Source organism: Halomonas sp. GFAJ-1, assembly GCF_000236625.2.
In the GTDB taxonomy this organism is placed as follows: Bacteria; Pseudomonadota; Gammaproteobacteria; order Pseudomonadales; family Halomonadaceae; genus Vreelandella.
In genome coordinates this window covers 85,317-101,380 of sequence record NZ_AHBC01000002.1, presented here as the reverse complement: position 1 = coordinate 101,380, position 16,064 = coordinate 85,317, and the positions used below count along the sequence as shown (strand labels likewise).

Genomic DNA, 16,064 nt, shown 5'->3' with positions numbered 1-16,064 from the left:
ATCTTAGCCCTTTTTTATGCTGTCGTACTAATATATCAACCTTAGTGAGTTTGCTTCATGAATCCGCGTACTCCGCGCTCATTGCGTTTTCGTTTCTTTGCTGCACTTAGCGGATTATTGATCGGCGCAATCACTGCGCTAGCAGCAATTAGCATATGGCTTATATTTCCAGCCCTGCAGGAAGAAGAGCGTGCAACGATAAAAAGGGAGCTTGATCGCGTTGAGCGTAGCTTTCAACTGGATCAACAGCAGCTACACGCCCAAGTGCGAGACTGGGCTCATTGGGATGATACCTATCAGTTTGTCCAGGGCAATTACCCGCGCTACGCAGACGTCAACTTTAGCCAAGAAATGTTTGAGAATATGCGCTATCAGCTAATGGCGTTTTTCACTCGCAATGGCGATGTTCATTTTCTTGCAGGAATAAACCCGGCAACAGGCAGCTATCAAACATGCCATACTCCCGCAGATATCTGTAGCTGGATGGCTCCGTGGGTTAACAGCATGCAAGCTGCCATCAAAGAAAACAGAACTGATCAAACTAATATATATCCTGATAATCCTCTCGCCGCCGTAGCCTCTAGCCCCATTTTGCTTACCGATAAAAGTGGCATATCGCCAGGATGGCTGTTTAAGACACGTACGCTAAATAATGAATGGCTGAGATTTTTGGAGGATTATACTGGGTTATCAATCAATCTTAGCGTCAGTAACCAGGCAGCGCCTCTAAATGACACTTTTAGCTTCTCAGGTAACACTGTAGTTGCCGAACGCTACCTCCCCATTTCAGGCTCAACTGCTCCCGCCTCCTTAGCTGTTGGAGTAGAGCTTGACCGAACTAGCTATTTAACCAGTTTAGCCACCTTTCGTTACGTACTGCTATGGACAGCAGGCTTGATGATAGCTGTCATTGTCATAGTACTTTTACTGCTTGAGAAAATCGTTCTTAAACCACTGAGGTTATTAACCCAATTCACTCAGCAAGTAGGAACACAAGAAATAAATCACGATAAGCTTACCAATCGCAATGACGAAATAGGCCTACTTGCACGTACGTTTGAGCAACAGTTCACCCGCCAACGGCAGCTCAATGAAAAATTAAGTATTCTCTCCACCCACGACCCTTTAACGGGATTACCTAACCGTCGCCTTTTTGATCAAGAGTTACAGCGCGCTGTAGAGCAAGCAATAGCCCATCACACCCCGGTTGCGGTGATGATGCTCGATATTGACCATTTTAAATTATTTAACGACCATTACGGCCATCCCAAGGGCGACCACTGCCTTGCCACCGTGGGCGCAACACTTCAAGCGTTTGCCGAGAATAATGACGTTTTGATTGCCCGAACCGGCGGCGAAGAGTTCTCTGTTCTCGCAGAGATGCCCGCCGACCAGGCGCACCGGTTAGCCAACGCTATTAATGCGGAAATTGATGCGCTTAATTACCCGCATAACTTTTCACCGGTTGCCCCTCACCTTACCTTTAGTATTGGTATCAGTGCGCTGGAGATCAATGAGCACTTTACACCTACGGCACTTATGAGCACCGCCGACCAAGCCCTTTATGAGGCGAAAAAAGCGGGCCGACATCAGGTGCGACTTTATGCACCACCGCTAGTCAAAGAGACTATTTCTACGCACAATACCCCGCCATGAGTGAACTCTTTATCATTTTGGTCAGCACCGCGCTGGTCAATAATTTCGTACTGGTACAGTTTTTAGGGCTGTGCCCTTTCATGGGCGTTTCCAATAAGCTGGAATCAGCCATGGGCATGTCTCTGGCCACAACCTTTGTACTTACGCTTGCCTCCGCGGCCAGCTACGTGGTGTATCACGGTTTACTGGTGCCCTTTGATATTACCTATCTGCGTACCATTAGCTTTATTGTAGTGATTGCTGCCGTCGTACAGTTCACCGAAATAATGGTGCGCCAGCTTAGCCCCCTGTTGCATCAGGTGTTGGGGATTTTTCTGCCGCTAATTACCACCAACTGTGCCGTACTCGGGGTAGCGCTACTATCACTTAACCGCGAGCTGAGCTTTTTCCACACGACACTCTATGGCCTAGGCGCAGCGCTAGGGTTCTCGCTGATCCTGGTACTGTTTGCCGCGATGCGCGAGCGCTTGGCCAGCGCCGATGTACCCATGCCCTTTAAGGGGGCAGCCATCGCGATGATTACCGCAAGCCTTATGTCGCTAGCGTTTCTTGGTTTTTCTGGCTTGGTGCAGGGGTAACCCATGGGCGATACATTTTCATGGTGGGGCATTGTCAGCGCCATAGGCGTGCTGACAGGGCTAGGTATTATCTTTGGAGCACTGCTGGGCATGGCCAGCGAACGTTTTAAAAGCGAAGCGAACCCGCTGGTTGAGCAAATTAATGCGCTGCTTCCGCAAACCCAATGCGGCCAGTGCGGCTACCCTGGCTGCCGCCCCTACGCTGAAGCCATTAACCAAGGCGATGCCCTCAACAAGTGCCCACCCGGCGGCGACGCCACTATTCACGCATTGGCTGACCTATTGGGCCGAGAGCCAGCGCCTTTAGATGGTGACGCTGCCACCGACGATACCGTCGCGTTTATACGCGAAGCGGAGTGCATTGGCTGTACTAAGTGCATTCAGGCATGCCCGGTTGATGCCATTATTGGGGCCGCCAAGCAGATGCATACCGTGATTGAAGATGAGTGCACCGGCTGCGACTTATGTGTAGCCCCCTGCCCCGTGGATTGCATTGATATGCTGCCCAGAAGTAAACCGCTCACCCAGTGGCAGCCGTTAGTAAGCGCTTCTGGAATCATTGCCAGTGACCGCCCCCACGCCAGGAGTGAGCATGCCCGCCTTTGAGTTTCCAGGCGGCATTTACCCGCCCGAGCGTAAAGCCCGCTCGAATCAATCTAAGTTGCAGGTTGCAGCGCTGCCGGCCCAGGTAACGCTGCCTTTAAAACAGCATGCAGGGAACGCTGCGACGCCCTGCGTTGCGATGGGAGACAGCGTGAAGGTGGGCAGCTTGATCGCCCAGCGCGATGGTATGATTTCCGCCCCTCTTCACGCCAGCGTAAGCGGCACCGTCACCCAGATTAGCAACACCGCGATTACCATTGAGTCGGATGGGTTAGACAACTGGCAAAGGCTACCACCGCTTGATTGGCGGGCAGCCTCACCGGCCACACTACTCGAGAGGCTAGATAGCAGCGGGCTAACCGGCCTAGGGGGGGCGGGCTTTCCCACTTACATTAAAGCCCAGGTCGCAGAGCATCACGCGATAGACACACTGGTGGTTAACGCCGCCGAGTGCGAACCCTATATCACCGCTGACGACCTTACCCTGCGCAGCTACCCCGCGGATGTACTGGAAGGCGCCCAGCTAATTGCCAGACTCTGTGGTGTGCAAACCATCGTTATCGGGATTGAAGATAACAAACCCGAGGCCATTAGTGCCTTAGAGCACGCGCTCCCCCAGGCACAGCATCCGGCAGCCATCGTGCTGAAGGTCATCGAGACCCGCTACCCCAGCGGAGGTGAACGCCAGTTAATCAAAAAAGTGCTTAATCGTGACGTGCCCAGCGGTGGTTTACCTGCCGATGTGGGCACGCTATGCCATAATCCTGGCACCCTGCTGGCAGCACTTCACGCCGTGCGCGACGGCAAACCATTGGTTGAGCGTATTGTTACCCTGACCGGCGAAGCGGTTAGTACCCCAGGGAATTACTGGGTACGGCTAGGTACATCGGTGGCCAGTTTGCTCGACGGCGTTGGTTTAATGCCCGGGCAACTCCATCAGGTTATTGTTGGCGGTCCTATGATGGGCACCCCCCTTGCCACGTTAGACACGCCGGTGACGAAAACCACCAACTGCCTGATTGCCGCTACCCTGGCAGAGCTACCACCAGCGCCTATTGAGTCGCCCTGCATTCGCTGCAGTGCCTGCGAAAGTGTGTGCCCCGCCCAACTACTCCCCCAGCAGTTGCACTGGTATGCCCGGGCCGAAAACGATAGCACGCTGGAAACACTTAACCTGTTTGACTGTATTGAGTGCGGCGCCTGCAGCTTTGTGTGCCCAAGTTTTATTCCGTTGGTTAAGGATTATCGTTTAGCAAAGCAGCGCATCCGCATGAAACAGATAGAAACAGCCAAGTCCGACCACGCCAAGCATCGCTTTGAATTCCGTCAAGCACGCCTAGCCCGGGAAGATGCTGAAAAACAGGCCCGCCGCCAGGCAAGGCTGGCTCAAACGCAAAAGCCTTCGACGAGCACTGCAGGTGATCACGCCACGCCAGAGGTAGATCTACGTAGCCTGCGAATTGCCCAAACCGCTGCCAAAGCTGCGGTTAAAAAAGCTGAAAAAGTGCTAGCCAGGGCCGCCGAACAAGATCCTAAGCAGCGCTTTGATGATTTAGAAACCCAGCTTGCAACCGCCCAAGAAAACCTCAAGGCGGCGGAAGCGCGCCTCGCCAGCGCGCGCGAGAACGCCATCCAAAAGGACACCCCATGAGCATGATGCACGCCGCCCAGGTAGGCGCTGCCCCATCAACCGCCCACCTTATGCGGTGGGTCATCGTGGCAACCCTGCCGGGCATAGCGGCCATGACGTTCTACTTCGGACTGGGCGTGATCAGTAACGTGCTACTAGCCGGGTTATTTGCCCTTGGTGCTGAAGCACTGATAGTAGCCCTACGCCAGCGCCCAGTAAGGCCAGCGCTGCGGGATTCCAGTGCGCTGCTTACCGGCGTACTGTTAGGCGCTTCTCTACCGCCCGCTAGCCCCTGGTGGCTCATCGCGGTGGGCGTAATGGCCGCAGTTGTGGTCGCTAAGCAGCTGTATGGCGGTTTGGGCCACAACCCATTCAATCCGGCCATGGTGGGCTATGCCTTACTACTAGTGTCGTTGCCTACTTACATGACGCTGTGGTCGCCGCCCCAAGCACTCACGGCCGAGTCGCTATTCAACCAAACGCTATGGGCGCAAATTATTGGCTCCCTGCCACCAGCAACGCTTGATGCGTTGAGCGGAGCCACGCCGCTTGACGCCTTCAAGCACAAAGGTGAGGCGGTGCTTGCCAGCGAGTTCTGGGCCAGCCAGCCGCTTCCCGAAGGCACGCTTAGCGCTTGGCGCAACGTGGCGTTTGCTTGGTTAATCGGCGGGCTAGTGCTAATTGCCAAGCGTATTATCAGCTGGCATATCCCCATCGCCATGCTGGGTAGCATGATGCTGCTAGCGACGCTGTTTTATGCCAGCGACCCAAGCCACTTTGCCTCGCCGCTGTTTCACCTATTAACGGGCGCCACGCTATTTGGGGCGTTTTTTATCGCCACTGACCCGGTCTCAGCGGCCACCAGCCAACGTGGCAAACTGATTTATGGAGCGGGCATTGGTGCCCTCGTGATGATTATTCGCACCTTCGGCGGCTACCCCGACGCAGTGGCGTTTGCGGTACTACTAATGAATCTCTGTGTACCGCTATTAGATATCTACACCGTGCCGCGTCCAAGCGGCCATGCCAATACAGCAACTCACTCAGCGCCCAAGGAGCCACTATGACGCCTCGCCAAGCGATGCTACGCGGCGCCTTTGCCCTAGGGGCCTTTGCACTAGTCACCGCGGGCAGTGTCGCACTTACCCGCGCGCTAACCGCCGAGAGAATTGCCACCCACCAGCTCGCCCATCAACACCGCCAGCTGCAGCAAGTACTGCCCCCTGCGCTGGCTGACACGCCTATTCAAGATGTTTTAAATGGCGTATTTGAGCTACCCAACCCTTCGCAGCTTGGGCATCGCAGTGAGACGCAAGGCTGGCAAATTCATAGCGGCGATGGAAGCGCACTTATTCTGCCGGTGGTGACGCGCCAAGGCTATAACGGTGAAATCAGGCTGCTAGTCGGCATTGACCAACAGCGCAAAATAACCGGTGTACGGGTTACCCAGCACCAGGAGACGCCAGGGCTCGGCGATGATATCGAGCGCCAGCGCAGCGACTGGATAACTCACTTTGACGGGCTGAGCTTAACCAGCCTGCCGCCGGGAAGCTGGGCGGTACACAAAGATGGCGGACAGTTTGATGCTTTTACCGGTGCAACCATTACCCCCCGCGCCGTGATTAATGCGGTACATCAGGCGCTTTTATATACAACAGAGTCCAATCTCCCCATCACCTTTGAGGAGCCAACGCCATGAGCCAATGGCGCCAACTCACCCGTGAAGGGCTGTGGTCTAATAACCCTGCACTGGTTCAGCTGCTGGGGCTTTGCCCGTTGCTGGCTGTTAGCGGCAGCGTGGTCAATGCCCTCGGGTTAGCCATTGCGACGCTGCTGGTGATGGTCGGCGCTAGCACGACAATTTCACTCCTCCGCCATCAGGTACCCAGTGCGGTACGGCTACCGGCGTTTGTTATGATTATTGCCGCTTTCGTTACCTGTGCAGAGCTATTGATGGCCGCCTATGCGTACCCGCTTTACCAAGTGCTGGGGATTTTCATTCCGCTGATTGTTACCAACTGCGCCATATTAGGTCGCGCAGACGCCTTCGCCTCGCGCCAGCCAGTGCTGCCTGCCTTCGTCGATGGCTTTATGATGGGGCTAGGCTTTGGCGCGGTACTGATCGTGCTCGGGGCGATACGTGAACTGCTTGGCCAAGGAACGCTATTCAGCGGCATGGCGTTACTGTTTGGCCCTGCTGCCACTAATTGGCAGCTAACCTTGGTGGATAATTATCAGTTTTTGTTTTTCATCCTGCCGCCAGGTGCTTTTTTTGTTGCGGGCCTATTGATAGCGCTAAAAAATGCGCTCGATCAACGTAGCGCCACGCGAGCACGCCCAGCCACGGTTACGCCACGTAGCGATCGTCGGGTAAGGGTGACCGGCACAATCAAATAAAGTAGCCTTTAATAACCAAGAGAAGACTCCATGAATGCCCAAAAGCGTCATGAAATTTTTGCACGCCTACAGGCGGAAAACCCACACCCCACGACCGAGCTAAACTGGAGCACGCCTTTTGAACTGCTGGCCGCCGTGCTGCTCTCCGCACAGGCTACAGACGTTGGGGTGAACAAAGCTACCGCTAAACTTTACCCAGTGGCCAACACCCCGCAAGCCATCATTGACCTTGGCATTGATGAGCTAAAGCGCCACATTAAAACCATTGGGCTTTTTAACACCAAAGCCGAAAATCTGATGAAAACCTGCCACTTGCTGGTTAATCAGCACGGTAGCGAGGTACCGAAAACACGCAAAGAACTGGAGGCCTTACCCGGCGTTGGGCGAAAAACGGCGAACGTGATTCTTAATACGGCTTTTGGGCAGCCCACCATTGCCGTGGATACGCATATTTTTCGAGTATCCAACCGTACGGGCATTGCCAAGGGTAAAGATGTCGTAGAGGTTGAGCAGAAACTGCTAAGGCACATACCCAAGGCATTTAAACAGGATGCCCATCACTGGCTGATTCTCCACGGCCGCTATACCTGCATTGCGCGTAAGCCGCGCTGTGGTAGCTGCATTATCGAAGATCTGTGCGACTATAAAGAAAAAACCGAGCTTGGTTAAACACCAGGCTAACAACATGAGGATGCTGATGCCCACGCCTGCCACACTGCTCCATAACCAGCCTATCGCTGAGCGTATTGATGCGCTGTTAAACCTTTCCAAACAGCATGCCGAGCACTACTGCAGCCCTGGCGCCTGGCTGTCGCGGCAGCGCTATATGGCACAGCACCCCACGTCTATTGTGGTTATGAAGTGTATGGATGGACGCATTCATATTCCCCATGCAACCCGCACACCGCTGGGCATTATTACCCCGTTCAGAAACTTAGGCGGTATTTTTGATTTAGGCTGGCCGTATTTAGGGGAGCTATTAACCGACTCAGTACTCGATGCTGCTAAAGCCGGGCATGCCACATTGATGTTGATTACCTATCACTTTTCCAGCGGGCATCAAGAACGTGGCTGCGCCGGATTTGACTGTGACACTGAAGCAGCCAAAGCACATGCCTATGCCATAGCCAAGCAGGCCGGGCAGTTATTTGGTGATGATCACCAGCAGGTGTACCCACTGGTATGCGGGTTTGAAACCGACAGCGACGCTTTGATCCTCCACGGCCAGCATGGCGAGGTATTGGACAGTCGTGACTTGATCGGCCTAGCGCCAGAGGCCTTAAGTACTCAACTTGCCAGTCTCTGTCCCGATATGCCCTGGGAGATACAGCGAGACTTACTGCCCCTACTAGCAGGCAACGTGGCCCACGTTAGCGAGCTACAGGGCGTAGAGCGAGATTTAGATATTGAGCACCGTGAATGGGTGATTTGTGTAGGCCGTGGCTTTGACTTTCTTCACCTACCGAACACCGCACTGATTATCGGCCCCTATGGGCCTGATCTAGCCGAACCGATAGGTATCGCCGCCGCGATCATTGAGGCTAACATGCGCGCCGGACGAATTCCCGACGACGGTTTCATGCTGCTCGCCTCAACCCCTTACCAGCACAGCGGTGTAGATCGCGCACGAGCAGAAATGAAGTCCCGCTTTCTGTCAGACTTCGCAGAACGTGTGATACAGCGGGAACACCCAAAACTTGCCCAAAAAATGCGCCGCCATACAGCGGTGGTACACTGGCCAACCCGCCGACTAGCCTCTCTGGATTAATCGACTAAGCACTTTTGGCTATTCGCTTTCACCTATAAGGAGGTTGCGATAAGCCCCCCGCCACTGCGGCCATTGCCACGGGTAAGTATCCAGCAACGGCGGCTGGCTATCGGGTTCCATTAGCCAAGCGTATAGCCGGTGATAGAGCCCTTCGGTCGTCCCGTCATAGCGGTACTTTTCGGGGTAAAGCGCGGGAAAGCAGAGCCTATTTGGCACCAGGGGCAGCGCTCCTCGCTGGGCGGCTTCCATAATCGCCAATCCTTGGAACTCATGCCAAGTGGTTGAGACCACGATGCCGCCGCCATTAAGGAGTGCACGGTATTCTGGCTCTGGCTGCGGCCCCCAACAAATCGTTTGCTTGGCAAGGCGCTGTTCAGCCTCTGCAAAAATGGGCGGCACATCTCGGAAGCGTTGACCAAGCACCGCTAGCTCAAACGGCACCTGCTGCTCGCTTAGCGTGAACAGAACGCCAAAAAAATCCTCAGGATTTTTATCGTACTCCCAGCGATGATTCCACATGACACGCCGCGGGTTCGCATTCACTTGGGGGGCATTATCTACCGAGGCTATGGGTACCGGCAGCACCTTTGACCGCTGACGCATCTGCTCCAATGGCTTGGCAGCAGGCAGATTCTCCGGCATCTTTTTTAGAAACTGGCGCGCACCATCAAAAAATGAATCCCGATTATAGGCTGTGTTAAAGACTATCGTATCCGCTGCCAGCGCCGCATAGAGGTTGACCATTTTGGCCTCTACCTGAGGCATCTGCTCACTGGACACTGGGTAGGCAAACTGGTTTTCGTGAAAATACACAATTTTTCTAGCCTGCCCTAACTGGGGAAACAACCCTACGAGCGTAGCAAAGTCCACCATCGAGGTTGCCAGCACGACATCATAGGACTGGCTCAGGGTTTCATGCTCCTTCAGCCACCAGCTCAGCGGATTGCCGCGAATCCGCCACGAAAAGTGACGGGGAGGCAGGGTTAGTAACGTCCAAGAAAACTCATCAAGCGCAGTCATTAAACTTTGTGCCCAATAGCGGTGACTCACCGCCTCGTAGGCCGATAATAAAAGTACCCGCATTAAAATCCCTGTTGCTCAAGCTTTTGCGCCAACATCTCTAACACTTCAATTCCTTGCACATCGGTAGGCAACCAAGGCAACGTCGGGCGTGGTAAACGCTCAAATAGTTCATCAATACGCGTAAGGTAGGTGGCTTCCTGCTCCCGGCGCGCCTGAAGGAAGTCACCGTCTGCTTCTATAGGTATCAGGCGATTGATCAGTACGCCAGCAACCGGTATGTGCACCTCTTCAAGGGCTTTCACGGCACGATCAGTTTCTAAAATCGGCAGCCGCTCAGGTGTCATCACAAATAAAAAGCTACACGCCTTAGAATCTTCAATACGCCTTCTGGCTTGATGGAATAGGCGCCGCCGATCAATTAGCGTTTTGGCGACATCCCGGGTGCGCTCGTCCAGATCGTCTAACGGGTCTACCGTTGGGTCGTCAAAGGGTGTTGCAACATCGCGGCCCCGCTTGGGCGTTAAATGCTCAAGCACCTTACCCAGCTCTGCCGACTTGCGGTTATGCGCCAACAGCCCGTCTGTCCAGGCTGCCATCGCCTCCGGCAGCGTTAACAGGCGAAGGGTATGCCCAGTGGGGGCGGTATCGAAAATAATTAGGTCATAAGGCGCACTATCATCCACCATCAGCCGCGCTAACCGCTCAAGCAAAGCAGCCTCCTGGGTGCCTGGCGACTGTCGGGTAAGGCGCATTTGGCGCTCTAGCTCCTGCATCATTTCGGGCGCAGCATAACGGCGCATTTGTTTAACCACACGGGCCAGATGCGCCTCTACTTCGATGTCAGGATCGATCTCCATGGCATCCAAATTGGGCAATAAACGGCGCGGTATATCCGACAGTGCGCGATCAAACACATCGCCCAGGCTATGCGCTGGATCGGTGGATACCACTAGTACCCGTTTTCCACGTCTAGCAGCAAGCACTGCTAAGGAAGCGGCGACGGTGGTTTTACCCACGCCGCCTTTGCCACCTACCCAGAGCAGGCGACGGTTCAGTACTGCTTGCATAGTAATCCCCAAAATAGGTAGCTCAGTATACTGGTTGCTTAGCTGGTCGCTCTCAACAACAGCGGAAATGATCCAAGGGCGAGTGCTCCATCCCCATCCGTTTGTGCCAGTCGTGGAAGCGTTCCAGCAGCAGCGGCTGTAGCTCAAGGGTGTAGTAGCCAGCGGGGTTTTCAAGCCCCATCATTTCAGAGAATACCAGCAGCATGAATAGGTCATCTTCGTCACGCCGTGCCCGAGCAATAGCACCCCGATAGCGAGCGCTATAAACCTCTTCGGTAAAAAAACGGGCTTGGTCTAGCCAAGCCCGTAATTTATCGCGACGCGACGACGACCCAGATGATGGGTCATCGTGCATAACGTTACCTCTCTGTTAACTGATTAGCTCAATTTACGACTTGGTTAGTCACTCTGCGCCGCCATGTCCGCACGCGAGCGTTTCAGTGCAGACGCACACTCCATTGCCACCATAATGGCTGCAATCAATACCACGACATCCAGCACCAGTAGGAACATATTGCCCTGATTCCAGAAGGTACGCAGCTGGATAAGCAGTGCCAGAATGGTCATTACCAGCAGGAAGCAGAGCGGCGCCAGCGTGTACCACATTGGGCGTCTCATACGCACCAGCATCACGGTGATAACCAACAGCGTTAGTCCCGCCAATAGCTGGTTAGTGGTACCAAACAGAGGCCAAATGATCAGGCCGCCAGAGCCGTCGGCGCCACCAGCACCAAACGCTAGCAGTAAACAGCTACCTACTGCTAGACCGGTGGCAATGGCAGGTTTTTTCATCCACTGCTGATTATAAATATCGCCCCACTCTTGGAAAATATAGCGCTGCAAGCGCAGGCCAGTATCCATGGTAGTACCTGCGAACAGCGCAGCCATGACGGTTAACAGCGTCGCCGCCGTTGCTTCAGGCAGGCCAATACCGTTATGAATGATAAAGGCACCCCCTTCAACAAAGGCATTTACACCGCCCTGGCCGAAGGCACTGTACATCGCCTGCCAATCACCTAATGTGGCGAAACCTGCCGTGGCTGCAAGAATAGCCGCCAGCGCTAACATGCCTTCACCAACCGCCCCGAAGTAGCCGACAAAGCGAGCATCGGTCTCTCTATTAAGCTGTTTAGACGTTGTTCCCGAGGAAACCAATCCATGGAACCCAGAGATAGCGCCGCAGGCAATGGTCACGAATAGCAAGGGAATCAACGATGGCGTACCTGCCGGAACATCGCTGTTAAAGGCGGGAGCTACTAGCGTTGGGTTCAACAGTACCAACGCACCGTAAAGGATAATCAAGCCAATAAACAGCTGCAGACCATTGATGTAATCTCGCGGCTGAAGAAGCATCCACACGGGCAGCAGCGACGCAATAGCCGCGTAGCCAAATAGAATCAGAATCCACACCGCATTACCTGACATGCCGGCAACTTCTGCAGGCATCTGAACAGGAACCGAGGGCCCAATGCCGATTAATAGATAAAGCGCCGCCACACCAATAATGGAAACCACCGGTAGGCTAAGAATGCGGCGATAAATCAATTGGCCAATAATCAGGGCAACAATAATAGCTCCCCACACCGGCACCACTGCGCTAGAGAAGTTCATCATTAATCCAGCGATGACCACGGCAAACACAGCGTTGACCATCAGCAGTACTAGGAAAATCACGATCATAAAGATGCTTCGTGCCCGCTTACCTACAACGTCGCCGGTTAGCGCACCCACCGACTTGGCTTTATTGCGAACACTGGCCCAAATGGCACCAAAATCATGTATCCCAGCAAAGAAAATGGTACCCAGTACCACCCATAAAAAAGCGGGTGCCCAGCCCCAGATAACCGCAATAGCAGGCCCAACAATAGGCGCCGCACCGGCTACCGATGTAAAGTGGTGGCCCCACAGCACAAACCGATTGGTGGGTACGTAATCAACGCCATCTTCAAACTCATGGGCAGGGGTTTTAAAGTCAGGATCTAACTGGTAGATCTTTTCTGCAATGAACTTAGAGTATACAAAATACCCTAAGGCCATTGCCGCAAGGCCTACCACCAGCAGGACAATAGCACTCATGGGCGCAGCTCCTTTGGTAGTTTCTCGTTATTGTTGACAATATTCGTTAGCTCATTGCCACCTGACTATAGTGGTATCATCAAACGTGTAAGTCTATGAAGAAGCCCATCTCTTCTTTTAATTAATCCCAAAGTTGTACAAATACAAAGTTGTGTAAATACAACGTTTTGTAAATACAAAGTTGTAGAGCCGCCAGCAGCTCATAAAGGCTAATCTAAACGATAAAATACCTAGCCCATGAGAATCACATGCCGACCCTACTTCTGTTGTTATTGTGCGCATTGCTCCTTGGGGCGGCCACAGGCTACCTGTTTCGCTTTACTAAACGCGGCACCACTTCACGCCCATCAGGGCTTGCTTATATCGGTATTATAGGGGGTGTTACTGGTTTTATTATTTTTCAGCTACTCGTTAAAACAACAGGAGCACCGCTATGGCTTTTACCGCTGCTGGTTGTTTCTCAAGTATGGCTTTGGCTTGGTCCATTTGGCCCTAAGCGTCAAGCTGGATAAAGCATGATTAGCCCCATTTTGGGGCGCACACGTCGAAGGTCGTCTTGGCCCCGCCGCTGAGCCTACCTAAACTCCTTGGATAACCCACTACAATATGATCAGGGAGAGATACATGGCCAAAGTGCTTGTGGTCGATGACGAACCCAACATTTTGCTGTCGTTAGAGTTTCTAATGGAGCAAGCAGGTTTTGAAGTCGTCACCGCCGAAGATGGTGAACAGGCGTTGGAGCAGGTAAACAGCGCCTCACCTGATCTCTTGCTACTAGACATTAGCCTGCCGGGCATGAGCGGCTTTGATGTACTGGAGCGTCTGCGTGGTCAAGAAGCCACTGCCCAATTGCCGATTATTATGCTTACCGCCCACGGGCGTGATGTAGAACGCGAAAAGGGCATGGCCCTGGGCGCCGACGACTACATTACCAAACCCTTCTCAACTCAATCTTTAGTTGAAAAAGTTAAAGCCCTGTTAACTGAGGAGCAGCCATGACAAAAGGCGGGCTGCCTAAACGCCAACGCCTGATTGGCTTATGGCTTATTCTCAGCGGCATTAGCCTGCTTGGCGGCGCTATTTTTGCCGCTTGGCTAGATGCTCAACTTGCACCGACGGGCTTAACACGGCTGGCGTTGTGGCTGGGCAGCTTTTCCGGCGGCGCCACGATTTTTCTGGTGGGTTTACTCCTGGAACGCATGCTATTTACCCCACTTCGTCACCTTCAAGTGCAGCTGGCCCGCTTAGTCGCCAACCCCGACGCCCGGGATGAGCACCCGCCAGAAGGTTGGCTTAAAGCGCTAGCCCCCGACCTACGCCGCGTGCGTGAAAGTTGGCGTATTGACCGCAGCCGCCTTGCCACTGCCCATGCTGAAGGTGCAAGAAGCGCGGCGCGCATTCGCCAGGAACTTGAAACTCTTCTACAGGTTCTTGAAACGCCGCTGCTACTGTGTGACCACCATCGTCGACTGATGCTATTTAACCAAGCAGCCGAAGACTTTTTTGAAGGCAACACAGGACTAGGCTTAGGCAAACGGCTGGAAGCCCTGCTGCCCGTAGGCAGCCTACAGAATGCACTTAGCCAGTTGCCCAGCGATGGCTCGCCTAGAGAATTGCTCACCCCCTGTGATAATCGCTGGCTAAAAGTAATTCTGCGACGCGTACCCGGTAGCGACGGTGAAACTCTGCTGACCTTTAGCGATGCCACGGCGTCGTGGTCCAGCGAAATGGGCGTACGCGCAGAGCTAGCCAGCATGCTAACGCCGCTACGCCAGCACACCGCCAGCCTCACCAGTGCCGCTGATGCCCTGACTCAACTACGCCATCAAAACGATACAGATACGTCACTGCTGCGCCAGCGCTTCGAGCGGGTTATTCACGAAGAGGGCACTACGCTAGGTGACAACGTGGCCAAAATTGGCCAACTGCTGGATGATTTACAGCATCAGGGCGAGCGATTAACCCCGATGTGGTCGAACGACTTCTGGCAAGCCTTAGATGAACGCTTAGACCCAGAGCATCGACTAATCACGCCAGTAGGCATGCCCGCCTGGTTTAAAGGGGATGCCCCGGCACTCATCGCCCTGTTTGATTCACTGGTAAAGCAGCTAAGTGCTCACCTCCCCGACAGCGGCTTTGAGGGTGAAATATGCTTGGGCAATAAGCGGGTCTATCTAGACCTTATTTGGCAAGGCAAAGCGTTACCCGAACATGAACTCGCCGCATGGCAACATCAACCTATCGCCAGCCTACCGCTAACACCCAAAGTGGCCGATGTACTGCGCCAACACGCGAGCGATATCTGGAGCCTAGCCGATGATGATGGCTTACATGCTCGGCTGCGGATGCCTCTCCCCGCCATTGAGCGGGTAGGTGCCCCACGAGAGCCTGCCCCACCGCGACCTGAGTTTCACGACTTTGGTATCGCTGATCTGCCCCCTCCCGATGAAGCATTGGCCAACCGCTCGCTTCGCAGCTTAGACGTGGTTGCCTTTGATACTGAAACTACCGGGCTTGAACTACGCCGTGGCGATACGGTAATCAGCCTTGGGGCCTGCCGAGTGGTCAACGCACGTCTGCTAGCCAGCGATGTGTTTGACCAAAAGGTGGATCCCAAACGGCCTATTCCTCCAGCGAGTACCGCTATTCACGGCCTCACAGATGCCGATGTCGCCGGCGCGCCGCCGCTGGATATTGTACTTACCCATTTTCGCGACTACATCGGGGAGGCTGTGCTACTGGCCCATAACGCTGCCTTTGACCTTTTAGCCATTAGCCATAAAGGAGTCGCGTTTGATAACCCGGTGATCGACACTTTACTCATCTCTCGGGCGCTAGACGAAGCGCTAGACGGGCACGACCTGGATAGCCTTGCCAAGCGTTACGACCTAGCTTTCCCACCCGGTACCCGCCACACTGCATTAGGTGATGCCAGGGTCACCGCCGAGCTATGGCTAGCGCTGCTACCACGCTTGGAAGCCCGCGGCATTGATACGCTGGAGCAGCTGCTAACGCTGCAAGCCAATGCGTTTGACCGACAGGATGCTAGTGCCTCATGAAACCTACCGGTGCCCACTCGCGTAAAGTAGAGCGTTTAATGGCTTTAGTTGCCGTTACCCTGCTGCTGTTCTGCCCACCACTCATCATCATAGTGGACCGCTTGCCCTCGTTTAACGTGGGCTGGCTACCGCTTTATCTGTTTATCGCCTGGGCGGTGGTCATCGGTTTAACCGCTTGGCTAATGGAACATCGCGCGGGACGCTAAC

The 16,064-nt window shown here is 54.0% G+C and carries 17 protein-coding genes; 13 read left to right on the top strand and 4 right to left on the bottom strand.

Features of this window, described 5'->3' with window-relative positions:
- Positions 1–57: 57 nt before the first annotated feature.
- Genes MOY_RS00725 through MOY_RS00685 form a run of 9 tightly spaced genes read left to right on the top strand, consistent with a single transcriptional unit; the run spans position 58 to position 8,632 of the window.
- Entirely contained in the window at positions 58–1,656 is a 1,599-nt protein-coding gene (locus MOY_RS00725) for a sensor domain-containing diguanylate cyclase (protein WP_009095415.1), read from the top strand.
- Positions 1,653–2,234 (top strand): electron transport complex subunit RsxA, encoded by a 582-nt coding sequence (rsxA, locus tag MOY_RS00720; protein ID WP_009095414.1) that lies wholly within the window; start codon positions 1,653–1,655, stop codon positions 2,232–2,234. The genes MOY_RS00725 and rsxA overlap by 4 nt, the downstream gene beginning before the upstream one ends.
- Positions 2,235–2,237: 3 nt before the next feature.
- On the top strand, positions 2,238–2,840 hold the full coding sequence (gene rsxB / locus MOY_RS00715) for an electron transport complex subunit RsxB (RefSeq protein WP_009095413.1): 603 nt from the start codon (positions 2,238–2,240) through the stop codon (positions 2,838–2,840).
- Positions 2,827–4,488: an electron transport complex subunit RsxC gene (gene rsxC, locus MOY_RS00710; RefSeq protein WP_009095411.1), complete on the top strand. Its 1,662-nt coding sequence runs from the start codon at positions 2,827–2,829 to the stop codon at positions 4,486–4,488. The genes rsxB and rsxC overlap by 14 nt, the downstream gene beginning before the upstream one ends.
- Positions 4,485–5,534, top strand: a complete 1,050-nt coding sequence (locus MOY_RS00705; protein ID WP_009095408.1) for an RnfABCDGE type electron transport complex subunit D — start codon at positions 4,485–4,487, stop codon at positions 5,532–5,534. The genes rsxC and MOY_RS00705 overlap by 4 nt, the downstream gene beginning before the upstream one ends.
- Positions 5,531–6,166: an electron transport complex subunit RsxG gene (gene rsxG / locus MOY_RS00700; RefSeq protein ID WP_009095406.1), complete on the top strand. Its 636-nt coding sequence runs from the start codon at positions 5,531–5,533 to the stop codon at positions 6,164–6,166. Before MOY_RS00705 ends, rsxG begins: the two co-directional genes overlap by 4 nt.
- Positions 6,163–6,864, top strand: coding sequence for an electron transport complex subunit E (locus tag MOY_RS00695; RefSeq protein ID WP_009095405.1), 702 nt, complete (start codon positions 6,163–6,165; stop codon positions 6,862–6,864). Before rsxG ends, MOY_RS00695 begins: the two co-directional genes overlap by 4 nt.
- Positions 6,865–6,894: 30 nt before the next feature.
- Positions 6,895–7,533: an endonuclease III gene (nth, locus tag MOY_RS00690; RefSeq protein WP_009095403.1), complete on the top strand. Its 639-nt coding sequence runs from the start codon at positions 6,895–6,897 to the stop codon at positions 7,531–7,533.
- 28 nt (positions 7,534–7,561) lie between these two features.
- On the top strand, positions 7,562–8,632 hold the full coding sequence (locus MOY_RS00685) for a hypothetical protein (protein ID WP_009095401.1): 1,071 nt from the start codon (positions 7,562–7,564) through the stop codon (positions 8,630–8,632).
- Between the two features lie 18 nt (positions 8,633–8,650).
- Here MOY_RS00685 and MOY_RS00680 read toward each other — a convergent pair whose 3' ends face one another.
- The 4 genes from MOY_RS00680 to MOY_RS00665 are packed head-to-tail and all read right to left on the bottom strand — an operon-like array spanning position 8,651 to position 12,798.
- Positions 8,651–9,715, bottom strand: a complete 1,065-nt coding sequence (locus tag MOY_RS00680) for a tRNA-queuosine alpha-mannosyltransferase domain-containing protein (RefSeq protein WP_009095400.1) — start codon at positions 9,713–9,715, stop codon at positions 8,651–8,653.
- Positions 9,715–10,722 (bottom strand): ArsA family ATPase, encoded by a 1,008-nt coding sequence (locus MOY_RS00675; RefSeq protein WP_009095398.1) that lies wholly within the window; start codon positions 10,720–10,722, stop codon positions 9,715–9,717. The genes MOY_RS00680 and MOY_RS00675 overlap by 1 nt, the downstream gene beginning before the upstream one ends.
- 52 nt (positions 10,723–10,774) lie before the next feature.
- A complete protein-coding gene (locus MOY_RS00670; RefSeq protein ID WP_009095396.1) occupies positions 10,775–11,077 on the bottom strand; it encodes a cory-CC-star protein in 303 nt (100 codons plus the stop codon).
- Positions 11,078–11,121: 44 nt separating this feature from the next.
- Positions 11,122–12,798 (bottom strand): carbon starvation CstA family protein, encoded by a 1,677-nt coding sequence (locus MOY_RS00665; protein WP_009095395.1) that lies wholly within the window; start codon positions 12,796–12,798, stop codon positions 11,122–11,124.
- Positions 12,799–13,046: 248 nt separating this feature from the next.
- On the opposite strand from MOY_RS00665, the gene MOY_RS00660 reads away from it, so the two are divergent.
- The 4 genes from MOY_RS00660 to MOY_RS00645 all read left to right on the top strand — a co-directional run bounded on the left by MOY_RS00660 (position 13,047) and on the right by MOY_RS00645 (position 16,063).
- Positions 13,047–13,310, top strand: coding sequence for a hypothetical protein (locus MOY_RS00660; RefSeq protein ID WP_009095393.1), 264 nt, complete (start codon positions 13,047–13,049; stop codon positions 13,308–13,310).
- 112 nt (positions 13,311–13,422) lie between these two features.
- A complete protein-coding gene (locus MOY_RS00655) occupies positions 13,423–13,797 on the top strand; it encodes a response regulator transcription factor (protein WP_009095381.1) in 375 nt (124 codons plus the stop codon).
- Complete coding sequence (locus tag MOY_RS00650) at positions 13,794–15,857, top strand: 3'-5' exonuclease (protein WP_009095379.1); 2,064 nt, start codon at positions 13,794–13,796, stop codon at positions 15,855–15,857. Before MOY_RS00655 ends, MOY_RS00650 begins: the two co-directional genes overlap by 4 nt.
- Positions 15,854–16,063 (top strand): hypothetical protein, encoded by a 210-nt coding sequence (locus tag MOY_RS00645; RefSeq protein ID WP_009095377.1) that lies wholly within the window; start codon positions 15,854–15,856, stop codon positions 16,061–16,063. The genes MOY_RS00650 and MOY_RS00645 overlap by 4 nt, the downstream gene beginning before the upstream one ends.
- The last annotated feature ends 1 nt before the right edge of the window (position 16,064 follow it).

Excerpts from the sequence above, each read along its gene's own strand:
- MOY_RS00725 (WP_009095415.1), top strand. The coding sequence starts at position 58 with ATGAATCCGCGTACTCCGCGCTCATTGCGTTTTCGTTTCTTTGCTGCA.
- nth (WP_009095403.1), top strand. The coding sequence starts at position 6,895 with ATGAATGCCCAAAAGCGTCATGAAATTTTTGCACGCCTACAGGCGGAA.
- rsxB (WP_009095413.1), top strand. The coding sequence starts at position 2,238 with ATGGGCGATACATTTTCATGGTGGGGCATTGTCAGCGCCATAGGCGTG.
- MOY_RS00680 (WP_009095400.1), bottom strand. The coding sequence starts at position 9,715 with ATGCGGGTACTTTTATTATCGGCCTACGAGGCGGTGAGTCACCGCTAT.
- MOY_RS00670 (WP_009095396.1), bottom strand. The coding sequence starts at position 11,077 with ATGCACGATGACCCATCATCTGGGTCGTCGTCGCGTCGCGATAAATTA.
- MOY_RS00665 (WP_009095395.1), bottom strand. The coding sequence starts at position 12,798 with ATGAGTGCTATTGTCCTGCTGGTGGTAGGCCTTGCGGCAATGGCCTTA.
- rsxA (WP_009095414.1), top strand. The coding sequence starts at position 1,653 with ATGAGTGAACTCTTTATCATTTTGGTCAGCACCGCGCTGGTCAATAAT.
- rsxG (WP_009095406.1), top strand. The coding sequence starts at position 5,531 with ATGACGCCTCGCCAAGCGATGCTACGCGGCGCCTTTGCCCTAGGGGCC.
- MOY_RS00675 (WP_009095398.1), bottom strand. The coding sequence starts at position 10,722 with ATGCAAGCAGTACTGAACCGTCGCCTGCTCTGGGTAGGTGGCAAAGGC.
- MOY_RS00685 (WP_009095401.1), top strand. The coding sequence starts at position 7,562 with ATGCCCACGCCTGCCACACTGCTCCATAACCAGCCTATCGCTGAGCGT.
- MOY_RS00660 (WP_009095393.1), top strand. The coding sequence starts at position 13,047 with ATGCCGACCCTACTTCTGTTGTTATTGTGCGCATTGCTCCTTGGGGCG.
- MOY_RS00655 (WP_009095381.1), top strand. The coding sequence starts at position 13,423 with ATGGCCAAAGTGCTTGTGGTCGATGACGAACCCAACATTTTGCTGTCG.
- MOY_RS00705 (WP_009095408.1), top strand. The coding sequence starts at position 4,485 with ATGAGCATGATGCACGCCGCCCAGGTAGGCGCTGCCCCATCAACCGCC.
- rsxC (WP_009095411.1), top strand. The coding sequence starts at position 2,827 with ATGCCCGCCTTTGAGTTTCCAGGCGGCATTTACCCGCCCGAGCGTAAA.
- MOY_RS00695 (WP_009095405.1), top strand. The coding sequence starts at position 6,163 with ATGAGCCAATGGCGCCAACTCACCCGTGAAGGGCTGTGGTCTAATAAC.
- MOY_RS00650 (WP_009095379.1), top strand. The coding sequence starts at position 13,794 with ATGACAAAAGGCGGGCTGCCTAAACGCCAACGCCTGATTGGCTTATGG.
- MOY_RS00645 (WP_009095377.1), top strand. The coding sequence starts at position 15,854 with ATGAAACCTACCGGTGCCCACTCGCGTAAAGTAGAGCGTTTAATGGCT.